17 protein-coding genes are annotated in these 17,810 nt (G+C 69.5%); 12 read left to right on the top strand and 5 right to left on the bottom strand.

Annotation, left to right across the window (positions count from 1 at the left end; all coding sequences use genetic code 11):
* Positions 1-1,523 precede the first annotated feature (1,523 nt).
* The 3 genes from dprA to FXO23_RS42585 are packed head-to-tail and all read left to right on the top strand — an operon-like array spanning position 1,524 to position 4,899.
* Positions 1,524-2,783, top strand: coding sequence for a DNA-processing protein DprA (gene dprA, locus FXO23_RS42595; protein ID WP_158893209.1), 1,260 nt, complete (start codon positions 1,524-1,526; stop codon positions 2,781-2,783).
* 33 nt (positions 2,784-2,816) lie between these two features.
* On the top strand, positions 2,817-3,884 hold the full coding sequence (locus tag FXO23_RS42590) for a tyrosine recombinase XerC (protein ID WP_179957038.1): 1,068 nt from the start codon (positions 2,817-2,819) through the stop codon (positions 3,882-3,884).
* Positions 3,856-4,899, top strand: a complete 1,044-nt coding sequence (locus FXO23_RS42585) for a FliA/WhiG family RNA polymerase sigma factor (RefSeq protein WP_158893207.1) — start codon at positions 3,856-3,858, stop codon at positions 4,897-4,899. The genes FXO23_RS42590 and FXO23_RS42585 overlap by 29 nt, the downstream gene beginning before the upstream one ends.
* A gap of 1,385 nt (positions 4,900-6,284) precedes the next feature.
* Here FXO23_RS42585 and FXO23_RS42580 read toward each other — a convergent pair.
* The gene (locus FXO23_RS42580; RefSeq protein ID WP_158893205.1) at positions 6,285-6,896 is read right to left on the bottom strand and encodes a murein hydrolase activator EnvC family protein; all 612 of its coding nucleotides are present in this window, start codon (positions 6,894-6,896) and stop codon (positions 6,285-6,287) included.
* A 396-nt stretch (positions 6,897-7,292) separates the two neighbouring features.
* Between FXO23_RS42580 and rpsB the strand changes: the two genes are divergently transcribed.
* From rpsB to FXO23_RS42550, 6 genes are all read left to right on the top strand, one after another.
* Complete coding sequence (rpsB, locus tag FXO23_RS42575; RefSeq protein WP_158893223.1) at positions 7,293-8,156, top strand: 30S ribosomal protein S2; 864 nt, start codon at positions 7,293-7,295, stop codon at positions 8,154-8,156.
* Positions 8,157-8,257: 101 nt separating this feature from the next.
* The gene (gene tsf / locus FXO23_RS42570; RefSeq protein ID WP_158893203.1) at positions 8,258-9,073 is read left to right on the top strand and encodes a translation elongation factor Ts; all 816 of its coding nucleotides are present in this window, start codon (positions 8,258-8,260) and stop codon (positions 9,071-9,073) included.
* A 104-nt stretch (positions 9,074-9,177) separates the two neighbouring features.
* Positions 9,178-9,921 carry a UMP kinase gene (gene pyrH / locus FXO23_RS42565; protein ID WP_158893201.1) on the top strand — a complete coding sequence of 248 codons (744 nt, stop codon included), beginning with the start codon at positions 9,178-9,180 and terminating at the stop codon, positions 9,919-9,921.
* 61 nt (positions 9,922-9,982) lie between these two features.
* Positions 9,983-10,540 carry a ribosome recycling factor gene (frr, locus tag FXO23_RS42560; RefSeq protein WP_158893199.1) on the top strand — a complete coding sequence of 186 codons (558 nt, stop codon included), beginning with the start codon at positions 9,983-9,985 and terminating at the stop codon, positions 10,538-10,540.
* Positions 10,540-11,427: a phosphatidate cytidylyltransferase gene (locus FXO23_RS42555; protein WP_158893197.1), complete on the top strand. Its 888-nt coding sequence runs from the start codon at positions 10,540-10,542 to the stop codon at positions 11,425-11,427. Before frr ends, FXO23_RS42555 begins: the two co-directional genes overlap by 1 nt.
* A 6-nt stretch (positions 11,428-11,433) precedes the next feature.
* On the top strand, positions 11,434-12,381 hold the full coding sequence (locus tag FXO23_RS42550; protein ID WP_158893195.1) for a phosphotransferase family protein: 948 nt from the start codon (positions 11,434-11,436) through the stop codon (positions 12,379-12,381).
* Here the strand turns inward: FXO23_RS42550 and FXO23_RS42545 are convergent.
* Positions 12,378-12,635 carry a DUF488 family protein, N3 subclade gene (locus tag FXO23_RS42545; RefSeq protein ID WP_158893193.1) on the bottom strand — a complete coding sequence of 86 codons (258 nt, stop codon included), beginning with the start codon at positions 12,633-12,635 and terminating at the stop codon, positions 12,378-12,380. The genes FXO23_RS42550 and FXO23_RS42545 overlap by 4 nt on opposite strands.
* 79 nt (positions 12,636-12,714) lie before the next feature.
* On the bottom strand, positions 12,715-13,065 hold the full coding sequence (locus tag FXO23_RS42540) for a YybH family protein (protein WP_246258361.1): 351 nt from the start codon (positions 13,063-13,065) through the stop codon (positions 12,715-12,717).
* 61 nt (positions 13,066-13,126) lie between these two features.
* Between FXO23_RS42540 and FXO23_RS42535 the strand changes: the two genes are divergently transcribed.
* A complete protein-coding gene (locus FXO23_RS42535) occupies positions 13,127-14,101 on the top strand; it encodes a helix-turn-helix transcriptional regulator (protein ID WP_158893191.1) in 975 nt (324 codons plus the stop codon).
* Between the two features lie 36 nt (positions 14,102-14,137).
* Here the strand turns inward: FXO23_RS42535 and FXO23_RS42530 are convergent, their stop codons facing one another.
* The gene (locus FXO23_RS42530; protein WP_158893189.1) at positions 14,138-14,983 is read right to left on the bottom strand and encodes a VOC family protein; all 846 of its coding nucleotides are present in this window, start codon (positions 14,981-14,983) and stop codon (positions 14,138-14,140) included.
* 208 nt (positions 14,984-15,191) lie between these two features.
* Here FXO23_RS42530 and FXO23_RS42525 point away from each other — a divergent pair, with 208 nt between their 5' ends.
* The gene (locus FXO23_RS42525; RefSeq protein ID WP_246258365.1) at positions 15,192-15,971 is read left to right on the top strand and encodes a class I SAM-dependent methyltransferase; all 780 of its coding nucleotides are present in this window, start codon (positions 15,192-15,194) and stop codon (positions 15,969-15,971) included.
* Here the strand turns inward: FXO23_RS42525 and FXO23_RS42520 are convergent.
* Positions 15,923-16,558: a PadR family transcriptional regulator gene (locus tag FXO23_RS42520; RefSeq protein ID WP_179957036.1), complete on the bottom strand. Its 636-nt coding sequence runs from the start codon at positions 16,556-16,558 to the stop codon at positions 15,923-15,925. The genes FXO23_RS42525 and FXO23_RS42520 overlap by 49 nt on opposite strands.
* Before the next feature lie 126 nt (positions 16,559-16,684).
* Between FXO23_RS42520 and rlmN the strand changes: the two genes are divergently transcribed.
* On the top strand, positions 16,685-17,806 hold the full coding sequence (rlmN, locus tag FXO23_RS42515; RefSeq protein WP_158893187.1) for a dual-specificity RNA methyltransferase RlmN: 1,122 nt from the start codon (positions 16,685-16,687) through the stop codon (positions 17,804-17,806).
* The last annotated feature ends 4 nt before the right edge of the window (positions 17,807-17,810 follow it).

The following is a 17,810-nucleotide window of genomic DNA, read 5'->3' as shown; positions in this document are numbered from 1 at the left end:
CGCATGACCACCGCACACCCCGCCGCCCCCACCGCGACCCCACCCCCGAACGAACCCACCCGCCCCCGCCCGAACCTTTCCGAACGAAGACCTCCGTCGCAGGCACACCAACCCCACCCGGCGAAGCCAGCCACCAGACCCCAGGCACCATTCGTCCGCAAGGCGCAGCCTCATCGCCCGCGTTCCGCTCTGGTGGACCGGACCCCGCTCGTCCCCAGTCCCCACGATCCACTGCCGTGGCGCCCCTGCCAACACCAACCGGTCCAGACACCGACCACCTCGCCGCCGCCTTCAAACCGCGCGATCGGAACGCCGCCTGCTCGGCGTCTCTGTCCGGACCTCATTGAACGAGGTTGGCTGCGGCAGACACACCAACCTCAAGCGGCGAAGTCAGCCACCAGGGCTCGGGTGCCCTTCGTCCGCGAGACGCAGCCTTGTCATCCGCGCTCCGCTCTGGTGGACCGGACCCTGCTCGTCAAGAGTCCCCGCGGTCGACTGCTGTGGTGTCCTTGCCAACGCGAACCGGTCCAGGTATCGACCACGTCGCGGTCGCCTTCAAACCGTGCGTTCGGAACGCCGCCTGCTCGGCGTCTCTGTCCGAACCGTAATGAGCGAGGTTGGCCGCGACAGGCACACCAACCTCAAGCGGCGAAGCCAGCCACCATGGCCCAGGCGCCATTCCTCCGTCCACATAGTCTCGTCGTCCGCAGTGACCTTTTGCGGACCGGCGCCCTCTCGTCGTGGTTGCCCACAGTCGATTGCGTTGGTTACTGCACTGATGCCGCCCAATCAGGCGGCGACCCCTCCGCGAGTTCGCTATTGCGTGGGCCCGGTCGCCTTTCCCCGCGCACTTTCGGGCGAGTTCGGTCAGCCCGGGCGGATTTGCCGTGGCCAGTGGCGCTAGGCACGGCGGCGCGAGTGGGGTTCGTCCGTGAACCCAGTCTCGTGGTCCGTGGTGGTCTTTTGGGGGCCGAAACCTTTTCGTCGTGGTTGCCCGCGGTCGATTGCTTCCGTGTTCCTGCCGATGCCGACTGTCCAGGTGCCGACCTCACCGCGAGTTCGCTATGGCGTGAGCCCAGCCATCCTCGCCCAGGCACTCCTGGGCGGGTTCGATCGACCCGGACGGTTCTGCCGTGGGCCTTGAACCTAGGCACGACCGCAGTGGCAGCGTTGGTCCCCGAACGCAGCCCGGTTGCCCGCCCTTCATGGTCCAACCACCTGCGCGCGACCTCCTTCAAGCTCCATGATCGGAAGGCCGCGCTGATCAGCCCACTGCCCGACCCAGCCGCGAGCCTGCCCTCGCGCGAGCCCGATCGTCCTCGCCTGTGCCCGGTTGAAGGGGGGCAGGCGGCGCGGGCGTCATTCGTCTCCGAATGCGGCCCTGTCGCCCGAACGAATCTCGGGGCCGGACCTTGCCCGCCAGGTTCGCGGATGGCCCGGCACTTGAAGGTTCCGGTCGATGTCGATCAGCCAGACACCAAGCGGGTCGCGATTGCCTTCGGTTCCGGTGCTGGGAGGGCCGCATGACCAGCCCGTTGGGCGAGACTACGGTGGGTTCGGCGACTGCCGGGAACGCGTGTCCGCGAACTGATTCGCCGGAACGGGTGCGGTTCGCCCGGACGTACCTGCTGCGTGTCGCGGAGCCGCCCGCGCACGCGGTGGTGGCATTCGTTGCCGAGCACGGCGCGGTGGTCGCGGCGGATTTGGTGCGCAAGGGCGACTGTCCCGCGCGGGTGCGGGACGAGACCGAGGCGCGCCGGAAGCTGGATCTGGCCGAGCAGGACCTGGCCGGTGCGAACCAGCTGGGTGCGCGGCTGGTCATTCCCGAGGACGACGAGTGGCCGGCGTGGCCGTTGCTGTCGCTGGAGGTCGCCGGTCGGCGGGGAGTGCAGGGCGTCGCGTCGCCGCTCGGGCTGTGGGTGCGTGGTCGGCGACGGCTGGACGAGGCGGTCGAGGGTGCCGTGTCGGTCGTGGGGGCGAGGGCGGCGACCGGTTACGGTGAACACACTGCGGCCGAACTGGCTCACGGGCTCGCGGTCCGCGGTGTCCCGGTGCTCTCCGGCGCCGCATACGGCATCGACGGGGCCGCTCATCGTGGCGCTTTGGCGGGTGGCGGGGTCACCGTCGCGGTGCTCGGTTGCGGCTTGGACGTGGGGTATCCCGCCGGGCACGTCGGGCTGCTCGACCGGATCGCCGAGCACGGCTTGGTGATCAGCGAATACCCGCCCGGCACGCCACCGGCGCGTCATCGGTTCCTGGTTCGCAACCGACTGATCGCCGCGTTGGGTGCAGGGATCGTGGTCGTCGAGGCGGGGCGGCGCAGTGGTGCCCGGAACACCGCCAGTACCGCGGGCGCACTGGGCAAGACGGTGATGGCAGTGCCCGGACCGGTGGGCTCGGCGATGTCGGTCGGCTGCCATGAGTTGATCCGTGAAGCCGGGGCGACGCTGGTGGCCTCGGTCGAGGACGTGGTGGAGACGGCGGGGGAGCTCGGCGCTGAGCGGTCGGCGCGGTTCCGGCCGCGGCGACCAACTGATGGTCTCGGCCCGGATGCGCTGCGGGTGCACGAGGCACTCGGGCGCCGGAAGGGGAAGTCGGCCGAAGGGATCGCGACCGAGTCCGGGGTTCCGCTCGAACGCGTGCGTGCGGTGTTGCCCGCGCTGGAAATCGACGGGCTGGCCGAGCGTGTGGACTCCGGATGGCGGCGCGTGCGACCGGACCGGCAAGAGCCGTGGGCGGGCGATGGGATGCCCGACACTCGATCTGGGTGTGGCGATGCTTGACCATCGGCCGAGGTTCGCGCAGCGTGAAGGACTATGTCGTCAGCGCAAGGTCGGCGTCCCGCGGCAGGGTCGGCACAACGGGGTTCGCGCCGCGTCGACCTGCGGCGTGTCCGGAACGCGTTGCCGAGCGCCGCCGCTGATCTACTCGACGATTACGAGCGCCACCTCCGGCTCGAACGTGGCCTTTCCGAGCACACCGTGCGCGGGTACGTGGGTGACGTGGTCTCGTTGCTCGGTTTCCTGCACGGCGTCCCCGCCGGGGATTCCGGCGGCGAAGACGGTTCCGGTGAGGAGGTCGAGCGGCGTCCCGCGCTCGACGGTTTGGATGTCGCGGTGTTGCGGTCCTGGCTGGCCACCCAGCACGCCGCGGGTGCCGGCCGTACGACGCTCGCGCGGCGGGCCGCGGCGGCGCGTACCTTCACGGCATGGGCACGGCGGCGCGGATTGCTCTCCGGGGACCCCGGTGCGCGGCTGGTGGCTCCGCGCTCGCACCGCACGTTGCCGGGGGTGTTGCGTCCGGAGCAGGCCGGTGAGGTGATGCGTGCCTCCGGCGCGGGCGCGGCCGAACGCGACGCCGAGGCGCTGCGCGATCACGCCGTGCTCGAACTGCTCTACGCGACCGGGGTGCGGGTGTCCGAACTGTGCGGGCTCGATGTCGACGACGTCGACTTCACCCGGCGGGTCGTGCGGGTTCTGGGCAAGGGCGGCAAGGAGCGGATGGTCCCGTTCGGGGTACCCGCCGAACGGGCGCTGCGCGGTTGGCTGGACACCGGCCGTCCGGCGATCGCCAAAGCGTCGAACAAGGTCGACAAATCGGCTGGTGTGGCGCTCTTCCTCGGTGTTCGTGGAGGCAGGCTGGACCCGCGAACGGTACGCCGGGTGGTCCATGACGCCGTCGGTTCGGTACCCGGCGCTACTGACATGGGGCCGCACGGATTGCGCCATTCGGCGGCAACTCATCTACTGGAGGGGGGAGCGGACCTTCGCAGCGTTCAGGAACTACTCGGTCACGCTACGCTTGCCACCACGCAGCTCTACACTCACGTGACCGTCGAGCGGCTGAAGGCGATCCATGACCGAACCCACCCGCGTGCGCGATGACGCCGGAGGAGAATCGGCTAGCCGTCGCACGCCGCCGCACGCCCAGAAGGCCGCCGAGCGCAGCGTCCCGAACGGGGTGTCGCGTGTGCCATCGACCTCGCACAAGCCCGGAGAAAGCCCTGACCCCGCTGCCGAGAACGGCGATCCCGTGACCGCCGATCTGCAACTGAGCGAGACAACCGACCATGCGGACGCCCAGCCCCCGGATGGTGGGGCCGTCGCGCCCACGGCACCGGTGCGAGGTCCCGCTGGTGACGTGGACGCCGGGATCCAGGCCTTGTGGAAGCAGTTCGCCCGCGCCCCGCACCAGCGGATCCGGGACCGTCTGGTGCTGCACTACGCGCCGCTGGTCAAGTACGTCGCCGGCCGGGTGGGCACCGGGCTGCCCACCCACGTGGACGTCGGTGACCTGGTGCAATCGGGCATCTTCGGCTTGGTCGACGCGATCGAGAAGTTCGATCCCGAGCGCGGCCTGCGGTTCGAGACCTACGCGATGCAGCGCATCCGGGGCGCGATCCTGGACGACCTGCGTTCCCAGGACTGGGTGCCCCGGGTCGTACGCAGCCGGGCCCGCGAAGCCGAACGCGCGCTGGAACGCCTCGGCGCCCGCTTGCACCGCACACCGACCGACGCGGAACTGGCCGCCGAACTCGACATCACCGTCGACGACCTCCGCGACCTCTACGGCCAGCTGCAGCTCACCAGCGTGGTCGCCCTGGAGGACCTGGTCGCGGCGGGCAAGGACAGCGGTTCCCTGGTCGACACCCTGCCCGACGACGACGCGGTCGACCCGGTGGCCGTACTGGTCGACCAGGACAACCGGCGCCAGCTCGCCGAGGCCATCGCGCAGCTCACCGAGCGTGACCGGATCGTGGTGAGCCTCTACTACTTCGAGAGCCTCACCCTCGCCGAGATCGGCAAGGTGCTGGGCGTGACCGAGTCCCGGGTCAGCCAGCTGCACACCAGGGCAGTGCTCCGCCTCCGGGCCAAACTGGTCGAACAGGCAGGCGTCTAGCGGCTCCAGCGCCCGCATCCGTATCCAGCGCGACCTGTGGCGTTCTCGTTACGGGGAACTTGTGGGTCGAGGTCCCGTGTCATGGTGCCTGACATCCAGCGTGGTGGTCGGCTCGACCTGGTTTCGGGCGCGCGCCAAACCGGGTAAGGCGACGGCCCAACGCGGGGACATCCAGTCGGCTTGGCCAGGCATGGCGGACGTACCCCACGTGGGCGACCGGTTGGTCTGTGAGGTTCCGCCAGACCAACCGCGCCAGACATCCCGAGGCTGAAGGTGGCCGGGCCTTGTGTTTCAGGACATCGCTGACACTTCGTAGCTCGTGCGAGACGACTGGTAGGTCGTGGTTCCCGCGTGAGCGGCTCGCCGCTGCGCCATCGCGGTTGATGGGGCGAGTGGGCGATCGGCGAGGTCCAGCTGGAGAGATTCCCGCAGCCCTGGCCACCAGGCAAGCCGGAGCTGTGAGTGTTCACGGTGTCCTGAGCGGGCGCTTCAGTCTCGGGACGTCCGACACGGTGGCTCCGAGAAGGCCCGGCGCCTATGGTCGGCTTCACCTGGGATGCGAGTGCCATACGTTTGCCCGGCGGGCTGGGTGCCTTTGGGATCGCCCGGCTTTTCACCCCGCTTGGCGTGCGTGGCCTCAGGTCGAGTCGAGCACCATGCTTGAAGTTGAGGCAGGTCTGCTAAGACAGGTCGTGTTGCACCTCCCGAGATGACGAGGGTCCTGGGCGGAGGCGAGTCCGCGCGGAACGTCTGAGAGCCGGAGTGGCCCGCGGATGGTTCCGTCCGCGGGGGCGACGGCACTTGCTCATGGATGGCGGCATCGCCGTGGTCCTTGACCGCGTGGTGTCGACGAATTTCGACATCGCCTGCGAGGTGCCCGGCTGCGGCGTTAGGGATGCGCGGCTTCCTCGGCCCCCGCGGGCGGGTCGACGGCGACGTCGCAGGTCCAGGTGGAGCGCCCGTGCGGCAGCGGGGCCGAACGACCTGGAGGTGTGGCGAGCGGCGGCCGTGCTCACCAGCGAGGAAGCACATCGAGTGATGTCGTAGTCCACGGACATCGATAGCCAGGGGCACTGGTGCAGTGCTGAGATCCGCGGAGAAGTGGTGCCTTTTTCGCGGATACAGCCACGCGGGTTCGCGCCGGGGCGTTCGGCAAGTGAAGAACTCCGCGGGCGAGTGCTTCTTGCCGGTGAGGCCGTCCGAACACGGTCGCGGCGGCGAGGCGTCCCGCAGCAGGAAGCGAGATTGACTCGGCAACGAGCGCCTCCGTCGACGTGATCGCGTGGTGAGTTCTCAGACGGGTGCTGGGGACAGGTCAGGGCCTGGTCACGGTGGGTTCGTGACGCCGGATGACCCGCCCGCTGGTGCACTCCGGGAACCACGGGCTACCGGGACATGGCATCGCCCCCGTTCCAGGGTTTCAGACGGATCCGGGAATCCACCTGGATCAGGCTCAACGGGTTGAGGTACTCCTCGCCCCGGCGGACGGCCCAGTGCAGGCACGCGGTGACCTGGCATTCGGGATGGCCGGGATCGAGGGCGCCGATCGGCTGGCCGCGGTACACCTGGTCACCGGCGGCGACCAGGGCGGTCACCGGTTCGTAGGTGGTGCGCAGGCCACCGTCGTGATCGACGGACACCACGCCGCGGCCGGCGAGGAGCCCGGCGAACACCACCACGCCGGGCCCGGCCGCCAGCACCTGCTGGCCCGGCGCGCCGCCGAGGTCGACCCCGCGGTGACCGGGTGCGTACGGGCCGGCCGGGGGCTCGAACGGCCTGGTCACCGGTGGGCTCGGGGACAGCGGCCAGCTGAACCTCGGTTCCGGCTCGGCGGGCGCGGTCGCGGGCTGCGCGAGCGCCGTCAACGGCACCAGGAGCAGGCCGAGAAACAGCAGGATGAGCAGCACCTCCGGCATCCGGCCGAACCGGCTGGGCCGTCGATGGCGACCGCGGCGACGGGGCGAAACATTGCGGCTGATGAGGGCGATAGGGGTCATGTAGCCAGGATTGCGGGCTCGGCGTGGGTGTGGTGGCCGAGTTCGAAATCTGTGGATAACGCGGGTGGGTGTGGACAAGTAACCGCATTTGGGGCTGCCGGTGCGGTGGGTGTTCCACCGGCGGCGTACACTATTTGCGCGGCTTGTGCCAGCACAGGCTGACTTCGCGTGCACGTGCTCGTTCCGCGCTGGCCAGGGCTTCATCCACCTGGCGAGCGGAGCGCGCGGCGCCCGGCGGTCTCGTTCCGGCTCAGTCTTCACCGGCTGTACAGGGGCGGGTCCGGGCACCGGCACGGCACCAGGGCTACCGGCCACCCGGCCGGCGGCGACAAAACCGACATGCGTGCCGGAGCGGATGCCCGGCATGCTCAAGACAGAAGAGGTGCGAATCCGGCCATGGCCGTCGTCACCATGAAGCAGCTGCTCGATTCCGGCGTGCACTTCGGGCATCAGACCCGTCGCTGGAACCCGAAGATGAAGCGCTACATCTTCACCGAGCGCAATGGCATCTACATCATCGACCTGCAGCAGACGCTGACCTACATCGACCGTGCGTTCGAGTTCATCAAGGAAACCGTCGCGCACGGCGGCTCCATCATGTTCGTCGGCACCAAGAAGCAGGCGCAGGAAGCGATCGCGGCCGAGGCGCAGCGCGTCGGCATGCCGTTCGTGAACCAGCGCTGGCTCGGCGGCATGCTGACCAACTTCCAGACCGTGCACAAGCGGCTGCAGCGCCTCAAGGAGCTCGAGGCGCAGGAGCAGACCGGCGGCTTCCAGGGCCTGACCAAGCGGGAGATCCTCACGCTCACTCGCGAAAAGGACAAGCTGGAGAAGACCCTCGGCGGTATCCGCGACATGTCCAAGGTGCCCAGCGCCGTGTGGATCGTGGACACCAAGAAGGAGCACATCGCGGTCGGTGAGGCGCGCAAGCTGAACATCCCGATCGTCGCGATCCTGGACACCAACTGCGACCCGGACGAGGTCGACTACCCGATCCCGGGCAACGACGACGCGATCCGGTCGGCCGCCCTGCTGACCAAGGTCGTCGCCGAGGCGGCCGCGGCCGGCCTGCTGGCCCGTTCCGGTCGTAACGGCGCGGCGGCCGAGGGCGCGGACAAGCCCGAGCCGGGCGTCGCCTCCGACGAGCCGCTGGCGGAGTGGGAGAAGGAGCTGCTCGCCGGTTCCGACACCGCCGCCGCGAACGCGGACCAGGCCGCCTCGAACGCCGAGGCTCCGCAGGAACAGACCACCGGTTCCTGACCCTCGTTCTCCCGTGTGGCCCGGGCGCGCCCGGGCCACACGGGAAACACCAGCCACCCACCCACACCCGCGCGTACCGAAAAAGGAACGGAAAACGCACGATGGCGAATTACACCGCGGCAGACGTCAAGCGCCTCCGCGAGCTCACCGGCGCCGGCATGATGAACTGCAAGAAGGCGCTGGAGGAGAACGACGGCGACTTCGACAAGGCCGTTGAGTACCTGCGCATCAAGGGCGCCAAGGACGTCGGCAAGCGCGCCGAGCGCGCCACCGCCGAAGGCCTCGTCGCCGGCAACGGCGGCGTCCTGATCGAGCTCGACTCGGAGACCGACTTCGTCGCCAAGAACGACGCGTTCGTGGAGCTCGCCAACAAGATCGTCGAGGTCGCGAAGGGCCTGAAGACGAGCGACGTCGAGCAGCTCAAGGCCGCCGAGCTGGACGGCGCGACCGTGGACGACGCGGTCAACGCGCTGTCCGCGAAGCTCGGCGAGAAGCTCGAGCTGCGCCGCGTGGTCGCGTTCGAGGGCACCACCGAGACCTACCTGCACAGCCGCGGCGCCGGTCTCCCGCCGGCCGTCGGCGTGCTCATCGAGTACACCGGTGACGACGCGAGCGCCGCCCGCGCCGCCGCGATGCAGGTCGCCGCGCTCAAGGCGAAGTACCTGACCCGCGACGAGGTCCCGGCCGAGATCGTCGAGAACGAGCGCCGGATCGCCGACCAGACCGCGCGCGAGGAGGGCAAGCCGGAGCAGGCGCTGCCCAAGATCGTCGAGGGCAAGGTCAACGCCTACTACAAGGACAACGTGCTCCTTGAGCAGCCGTCGGTGACCGACAACAAGAAGACGGTGAAGGCCCTGCTTGACGCGGCCGGCGTAACCGTGACCCGGTTCGCCCGCTTCGAGGTCGGACAGCAGTAAGTTCGGACCACACACCTGTGCCCCGTCTCCGCAAGCCGTCGGGGACGGGGCACAAGTGTGAAACAGCATCGGACAAAGCGGTACCGGAGCACGCGGAGGGCGACATGAATGCAGAGCGGTCCGGCGGCTATCGCCGGGTGCTGCTCAAATTGGGCGGCGAAATGTTCGGCGGAGGCGCGGTAGGCGTTGATCCGGACGTGGTGCACTCGGTCGCCCAGCAGATCGCGGAAGTTGTCCGCACCGGCGTGCAAATGGCGGTGGTCATCGGCGGCGGAAACTATTTCCGCGGTGCCGAGCTTTCGCAGCGCGGGATGGACCGCGACCGGGCCGACTACATGGCCATGCTCGGCACCGTGATGAACTCGCTCGCCCTGCAGGACTTCCTGGAGAAGGAAGGCGTGCCCACCCGCGTGCAGACCGCGATCACCATGGGTCAGGTCGCCGAGCCCTACATCCCGCGCCGCGCCGAGCGGCACCTGGAGAAGGGCCGCGTGGTGATCTTCGGCGCCGGCACCGGCATGCCCTACTTCTCCACCGACACCGCGGCCGCCCAGCGTGCGCTGGAGATCGGCTGCGAGGCCGTGCTCATGGCGAAGGCCGTCGACGGCGTGTACACCGCCGACCCGAAGAGCGACCCGACCGCGAAGATGTTCGAAGAGATCACGCACCGCGAGGTGCTGGAGCGCGGTCTCCGGGTCGCCGACGCCACGGCGTTCAGCCTGTGCATGGACAACAACATGCCGATCATCGTGTTCAATCTGCTCACCGAGGGGAACATCGCCCGCGCGGTGGGTGGTGAGAGGATCGGCACATTGGTCAGTACCCCCGGTGCCGGACAGCCGGTCTAGACCTGCTGGGATCCTTAACGGGCAATACCATCAGCGGCGCGGAACAACACAAGGAGTAGCCGTGATCGACGAGACCCTCCTCGATGCCGAGGAGAAGATGGAAAAAGCGGTGTCCGTCGCCAAGGAGGACCTGTCGTCGGTGCGCACCGGCCGGGCCACCCCGGCCATGTTCTCCCGAGTCGTCGTCGAGTACTACGGCGCGCCGACCCCGCTGAACCAGCTGGCGAGCGTCAACATCCCGGAAGCCCGGATGGCGGTCGTGAAGCCGTACGACGCCACCCAGCTCGCGGCGATCGAGAAGGCGATCCGCGACTCGGACCTCGGGGTGAACCCGAGCAACGACGGCACCATCATCCGGATCGTGATCCCGCAGCTCACCGAGGAGCGGCGCAAGGAGATGGTGAAGGTCGCGAAGAGCAAGGGCGAGGACGCCCGGGTCTCCATCCGCAGCGTTCGCCGCAAGGCCAAGGAGGAGCTCGACCGCATCGCCAAGGACGGCGAGGCCGGTGAGGACGATGTCGTGCGCGCGGAGAAGGAACTCCAGCACCTCACCGACAACTACGTGCACCAGGTCGACGAGCTGGTGAAACACAAAGAAGCCGAGCTCCTCGAAGTCTGATGGCCCAGGTGAGCAAAGAACGCGAGGACGCCGCGGAGTCTTCGGAACCCGTGGATTCTCCGGCCCCGGCCAAGAAGGCCTCCCGGGCAGGGCGCAACCTGCCGGCGGCCATCGCGGTCGGGGTCGTGCTCGGCGCGGCGATCCTGGTTTCGCTGCTCACCGTGCGGCAGCTGTTCATCGTGATCATCGCCGCCGCGGTGGTGGTCGGCACCGTCGAACTCGCCGGTGCGCTGCGCCGGGCGGCGGACGTCCGGATCGCGCTGATCCCGGTTCTGGCCGGTGGCCAGGCGATGATCTGGCTCGCCTGGCCGTTCGGCCGGGAGGGCGCGCTCACCGCGTTCGTACTGACCGTGCTGGCGTGCCTGCTGTGGCGGCTCCCCGGCGGCGCCGCGGGCTACCTGCGCGACATCGGGGCGTCCGTGTTCGCGGCCGCCTACCTGCCGCTCTTCGCCTCGTTCGCCGCCATGCTGGTGACCCCGCCCGACGGGGTCGGCCGGGTCCTCACCTTCATGATCGTCGTGGTGGCCTCGGACACCGGCGGTTACGTCGCCGGTGTCCTGCGGGGCAAGCATCCGATGGCGCCCTCGATCAGCCCCAAGAAGACCTGGGAAGGATTCGGCGGCTCCCTCGTCGCCGGTGTGGTCGCCGGTGCGCTGACGCTGAGCCTGATGCTGGAGGGCCACGCCTGGCAGGGCGTGCTCTTCGGCGCGGCCATCGTGCTCACCGCGACCCTCGGCGACCTGGTCGAATCGCTCATCAAACGCGACCTCGGCATCAAGGACATGGGCAATCTGCTGCCCGGCCACGGCGGGCTCATGGACCGGCTCGATTCGCTGTTGCCCTCCGCGGTGGTGTCCTGGCTGCTGCTGTCCGCGTTCGTGCCGTAGCCGGTGATGATCCCGGACATCGACTCCGACGAGCGGTACGTGCGGCTGCTGGACCGGGCGGACTACTGGGCGCCGTTCGCGCACCGGGCGCTCGCCGCGCACGGGCTGCCCCGCCCGGAGCGGATCGTGTCCGGCACCAAGGGCACCTATCCGACCATGCTCACCGACACCGGTCTGGTCGTGAAGTTCTTCGGCGACCGGTGGTGCGGGCCGGACAGCCACGCCGCGGAGTCGGAGTTCTACGCGCTGACCGAGGGGCGCGGACTGCCGATGCCCCGGGTCGTGGCGGCGGGCGAACTCGATCCGGACGGCCCCAGCTGGCGGTGGCCGTACCTGATCACCAACCGGATTCCGGGCACCCCGTGCCGATCCGCTCTGTCTACAATGGACGAACAGGCTCGGCTGCGGTTCGCCAAGCAACTCGGCGGCGTGATTCGCGCCTTGCACGCCACCCCGCTGCGCGACGGGCCGATCTTCGGCGACGACAAGCGTTTTCGCGCGCTGCTCGCCGAGCGCCGGGCCGCGGCCGTGGCCGATCACCGGCGCTGGGGTCACCTGCCCGAGCGGCTGTGCGCCGAACTGGACGAGTACCTGCCCGCGCCGGAGAGCCTGCCGGGCGCCGAGCGCGTGCTCGTCCACGGTGACCTGCACGCCGACCACGTCTTCCTCGACGGGAGCGGCGAGATCACCGGCATCATCGACTTCGGCGACGCCGCCGTGGCGGACCCGCGCTACGAACTGGTGGTCCTGCACCTGGGCTTGTTCGCGGCGGACACCGGCCTGCTGTCGGCGTTCCTGGAGGGCTACGGCGGCCCGCCCGCGGGTTTCGAGCCGCGCGCGATGCTCGCGTTCACCCTGCTGCACGACTTCGACGTGCTCGAGGAGTTCCCGGCCGAGCGTCTCCGCGACCTGCCGGACCTGGACGCCCTCGCCGACCTGCTCTGGCGCCTCTAGCGCGGTGACCGGAGTGGTTCACGGGGTGTGATGGGGCACAGGTGCTCGATCGTGACCTGGTGCTGCTCGGTCAGCCGCTGGGCGATCAGCGAGCGGTGGCAGGCTTTCGGGTCGCGCTCGACGCAGAGCAGTGCCGCGGTCCCGCTGCTCGGCAGCGCCGACACGATCGGCGTGAGGTCGGCGCGGTCGAGGATCTCGGTGGTGTAGCGGCGGGTGTACTCGGCGGCGAAGCCGATCGTCACCATGCTGAGCATCGGAAATCACCCGCCTGACTGCCATTCGTGCCGGTTCGAGCGGTGGTGGGCTCGGTCGCGCGAGCCCACCACCGCCCCGCTACGGCACGAGTACCGGCTGGTCCACGACCCATAGCCAGGTCCCGTCCGGCTGGCGACGGGCGATCTCGACGGTCATCTCATTGGGCAGCGAGGTCACCGTGAGTGCCAGGTCGCCGCTCACCAGCGCTGGATGCTGCCTACCCGGCGAGAGCACCCGCTCGGACGCGAGGAACTGCTCGTACACCTTGCGGATCTCCGCGTGTCCGGTCGCGAGATTGCCCGGCGGAAACGCCAGCACGGCGTTCGGCTCGTACAACGCCACCAGGCCGTCGACGTCGCGCGCGTTGGCGCGTTCGATGAAGTACCTGCCCAGGTCGTTCGGCTCAGTGGCCACTGTCTTGCTTGTCATGTTGATCAGCTTCCCAACGAATCACGACATCCTGTGTCGGGTATTCCCGTAGGGTTTTCGCATGCGTGCCGACCGGTTGGTCTCGCTGGTGCTGCTGCTGCGCCAGCGCGGTCGGCTGTCCGCGGCCACGCTGGCCCGCGAGCTGGAGGTGTCCACCCGCACCGTGCTGCGCGACATCGAGGCGCTGTCCGCGGCCGGTGTCCCGGTCTACGCCGAACGCGGCCGGCACGGCGGTTTCGCGTTGTTGCCCGGTTTCCAGACCGAACTCACCGGACTGAACCACGACGAGGCGCTCGCCCTGCTGGTCGCCGGATCGCGGCGCGGCGCGCAGGTGTTCGGCCTCGGCTCGGCGCTTGCTTCGGCCATGCTCAAGGTGGTCGACGCGCTACCCGAAAGCCATCGGGACACCGCGGCCGGTGTGGCGCAGCGGTTGCTCATCGACCCGGAGACCGATCTCCTCGCGCGCCGCGTGGTTGCCGAGGAGGTGCCCGACGCCGTCGTGGCCGAGGTCCGGCGCGCGGTGTTCGCCGGGCACAAGCTGCGCATCCACTACGCGGCCACCGGTCAGGCGCCGCGGTGGCGCACGGTGGACCCGATCGGCCTGGTCACCGTACGCGGCCAGGGCTACTTGCTGGCCACGAGATCCGGCGCGGACCGCACCTACCGGCTGTCGCGGGTGTCGGCCGCCGAAGAACTCGACGAACCCGCCCAGCGAGCGGACCGGGTCGATCTGGACCGGGCCTGGCAGGAACGCAGCACGCGGTTCCGGACCGGCGGCGACCAGGTCGCGGTGCGGGTACGGGTGAACCCGGCGCGGCGGGAGGACCTGGTGAGTACCGCGTTGGCCGTCCGCGCCGAAGAAGCCGATGCGGACGGCTGGCTGCGGCTGGAGGTGACCTTCCAGGACTCACGACACGCCGAATGGGCGCTGTGGCAGCTCAGCACGGACGCGGAAGCCCTGACCCCGCGGTGGTTGCGCACCCGTCTGCGCGACCGCGCCGCCGCGATCGCCGCCTGCTACGGACCCTCTTCCTGAGAGTCGCCGCCCCCCTCCGGTCACAGCACCGGCTAGCTAGTCGTCGTAGGGATCGTCGACTTCCGCCCGGCCCCAGCCCTCGACCACCTGCGAGTGGTCGATGATCGAGAACACCGCGCCGTCCGGATCGGCCAGCACCGCGATCCGGCCGAACGGGGTGTCGTAGGGCTGGATCACCACCGTGCCGCCGAGCATCCGCGCGTCCTCGGCGGCCGCGTCGGCGCCGCGCGCCGGATCGATCTCGAAGTAGATCATCCAGTGCGGGGGTGTGTCGGGCCGGTACTCGGGCCCCATCACGTACCGGTAGAGCACCGGCTGGTGGTCCAGGCGCCATTCCGCGTAGTCGATGCTGTGCGCGTCCCCGATCTGCTCGCTGGTGTAGTTGAACAGCTTGCAGAAGAAGTAGTCGGCGCTCGCGCCGTCGTGGGTGTTGAGGTCGGCGCCGGCGAACATGTTGGCCAGCCCGGTCCCGAACTCCCAGCCGTCGGCGGGCTGCCAGAACACCACCGGCGCTCCGGTCGGATCCACCGCGTGCAGGATGCTGCCGCGCCCGGGGATGTTCATCGGCCCCAGCATCACCCGGCCGTTGAGGTGTTCGACCCACTCGGCGGTGCTGACCGTGTTGTGCACCGCGAGATGCAGGGTCCAGCCCACCGGCTGGCCCGCCGTCGCGCGGTACAGCCCGCCGACCTGGACACCGCCGAGGTACGCGATCGAGTACCGCTTGGTCACCGTCGCCGGATCCGGTTTCTCCTTGAAGTCCCAGCCGAACAATCCGGCGTAGAACCGTTGCGCGGCGGGCTCGTTCGCCGCCGCGAGTTCCACCCAGCACGGAAGCCCGGATGGAAGGACGAAGTGAGTTGCTGGCGAATCGAGCGACATGCCGGCCCCCTCCTTGCACGCTCGTCGTCCGCTGCCGATCACGGGAACGAGAGACGTAAATTTTCCGCAAACATTCCCTGCGAGACAAGGCCGAGTGGGGGTCTTCACCTAGATCGCCGCGTCCGCGCGTGCGCTGCCGCGCGAATATGCTGGCGGGGTGAGGAGAATCGCCCGATTCGCACCGCGGCCCGGAACGGACAAAGTGGACATATTGCCCAGTCCGAACATTTGGTACTACCCGGCGGCCTACGAGCTCGAGAATCGTAGCCAGGACGTCGGCGGCGAGATCTGGCGGGTGCTCCGCGAGGAGTTCGACTGGGCGGGCCGGGACGTGCTCGATGTCGGCTGCGGCGACGGGTTCCACCTGCCGCGGTTCGCCGAGTCGGCGAGATCCGTGCTGGGAGTGGAACCGCATCTGCCGTTGCTGCGCCGCGCCGAACGGCGGGTCGCCGGAGTGCCCGGCGTCGAAGTCCGCCGTGGCGCGGCGCAGCGGTTGCCCGCGCCGGATGCCAGTGTCGATCTCGTGCACGCGCGGACCGCGTACTTCTTCGGCCCCGGCTGCGAACCCGGGCTGCGCGAAGCGGAACGGGTTCTGCGGCCGGGCGGTGCGCTGGTGATCGTCGATCTCGACGTGTCGAGCGAACCGTACGGCGGCTGGATGCGCGCGGACCTTCCCGACTACGACCCGCCGCGCGTGGAGCGGTTCTTCGCCGACGCGGGTTTTCGCTGCCGCAAGGTGGAAACCCGCTGGCGGTTCGACGACCGCGCGAGCGTGGAATCGGTGCTGAAGATCGAGTTCAGCGCGCAGGTCGCGGATCAGGCGATCGCGGATGTCTTACGGCTCAACGGGTTTCCCGGTCGTGTGGTGGAGCCGTTGACGCTGCCGGTGGGCTATCGCGTGCACATCCGCGAAAAGCCCACCGGCCTCGTCCGGCTTGATCACTCGTCGTCCTCTTCGTCGGAGTCGACTTCGCCGAGGATGCCGTAGATCGAGCGGCGCGCCTCGTTGAGCACCTCGACCGCCCTCGCCTTCTGGGCCGGGGTGCCGGCCTGGGAGACCTGGATGGCCGCGGCGATCAGGGTTCCTCCGGCGCGGCGCAGGCTGACCTCGTTCGGGTCGACGCCGTCCGCGATCTGTTCCCACGGCGGCGTGCCCTCCGCGGACTCCGCGGCCGTCCGGCCCTCGTCGGTGAGTTCGAACAGGCGCTTCCCGTTCTCCTCCCGGCTGATCACCAGGCCTTCGTCGGCCAGCATCTGCAGGGTCGGGTAGATCGAGCCGGGGCTCGGCTTCCAGAAGCCGCCGCTGCGCTCGGAAATCTCCCCGATGATCTCGTAACCGTGCCGCGGCTGCTCGGCCAGCAGCGCCAGGATCGCGGCGCGCACGTCGCCGCGCCTGCCGCGCCGTCCGTAACCGCGCCCGCCGTGGCCCCGGCCGTGCCCGGGGATGCCGCGGCCGCGCCCGCCCGGGCCCCAGCCCGGAGGGAATTCGCCGAAACCGCCGCGGGACCACGGGCCGAAGGCCTCGCGGACGTCCTCGCGGGGGAACGCGTCGTGGGGGAATGGTCGTCGTCTCATGGTCGGTGTCCTTTCTCGTTATGTTCCGACAGGCTCACGATATATCGGAAACGGTCGCGATGCAACGTGCTGTGAGCTGGGCCGCCTCGACGCGGGCTGATCGGGTCATGGGACAATGACTCGGTTATGACTGGTCTTCCCCTGGTTTTCGACGCGCCGCGACGCGGGTTGCCGCCCCGGCACCTCGCGGATCTCGCCACGGCCGAGCGGGCCGAGGCGGTCGCCGAACTCGGCGAGAAGCCCTTCCGCGCCAAGCAGCTGTCCAACCACTACTTCGCCCGGCTGACCGTCGACCCGGAAGAGATGACCGACATCCCGGCCGCTTCCCGGCAGCGGCTGGTCGACGAGTTGATGCCGCCGCTGCTCACCGAGGTCCGCGCGCTCGCCTGCGACGACGGCAGCACGCGCAAAACCCTGTGGCGCGCGCACGACGGGACGCTGCTGGAGAGCGTGCTCATGCGGTACCCCGGCCGCGCGACGCTGTGCATCTCCAGCCAGGCGGGGTGCGGGATGGCATGCCCGTTCTGCGCCACCGGCCAGGGCGGGCTGGACCGCAACCTGTCCACCGCGGAGATCGTGGACCAGGTCCGTTCGGCCGCGAAGGTGATGCGCGACGGTCAGATGCCCGGTCCGGACGGCACCCCGAGCCCCGGCCGCCTGTCCAACATCGTGTTCATGGGCATGGGCGAACCGCTGGCCAACTACAAGCGGGTGGTGGCCGCGGTGCGGCGGATCACCGATCCGGCGCCGGGTGGCCTGGGTATTTCGCAGCGCGCGGTGACCGTGTCGACCGTGGGGCTGGCTCCGGCGATTCGCAAACTCGCCGAGGAGAAGATGTCGGTGCGGCTGGCGGTTTCGCTGCACACGCCCGACGACGAGTTGCGGGACACGCTGGTGCCGGTGAACAACCGGTGGCCGGTGGACGAGGTGCTCGGTGCGGCGCGGTTCTACGCGGAGACCAGCGGCCGGCGGGTGTCCATCGAGTACGCGTTGATCCGGGACCTGAACGACCAGCCGTGGCGCGCGGACCTGCTGGCGAAGGTCCTGCGGAAGCACCTGGGGAATCTGGTGCACGTCAACGTGATCCCGTTGAACCCGACGCCGGGCAGCAAATGGGACGCCTCGCCGAAGCCGGTGGAACGGGAGTTCGTGCGCCGGGTCAACGCCGGAGGCGTGGCCTGCACGGTCCGCGACACCCGCGGCCAGGAGATCGCGGCCGCCTGCGGCCAACTCGCCGCCGAAGGCTGACTTC

Source organism: Amycolatopsis anabasis (genome assembly GCF_009765355.1).
Taxonomy (GTDB): Bacteria; Actinomycetota; Actinomycetes; order Mycobacteriales; family Pseudonocardiaceae; genus Amycolatopsis; species Amycolatopsis anabasis.
Note: the sequence above shows the minus strand (reverse complement) of the source record. Positions and strands in the feature narration are given on the sequence as shown.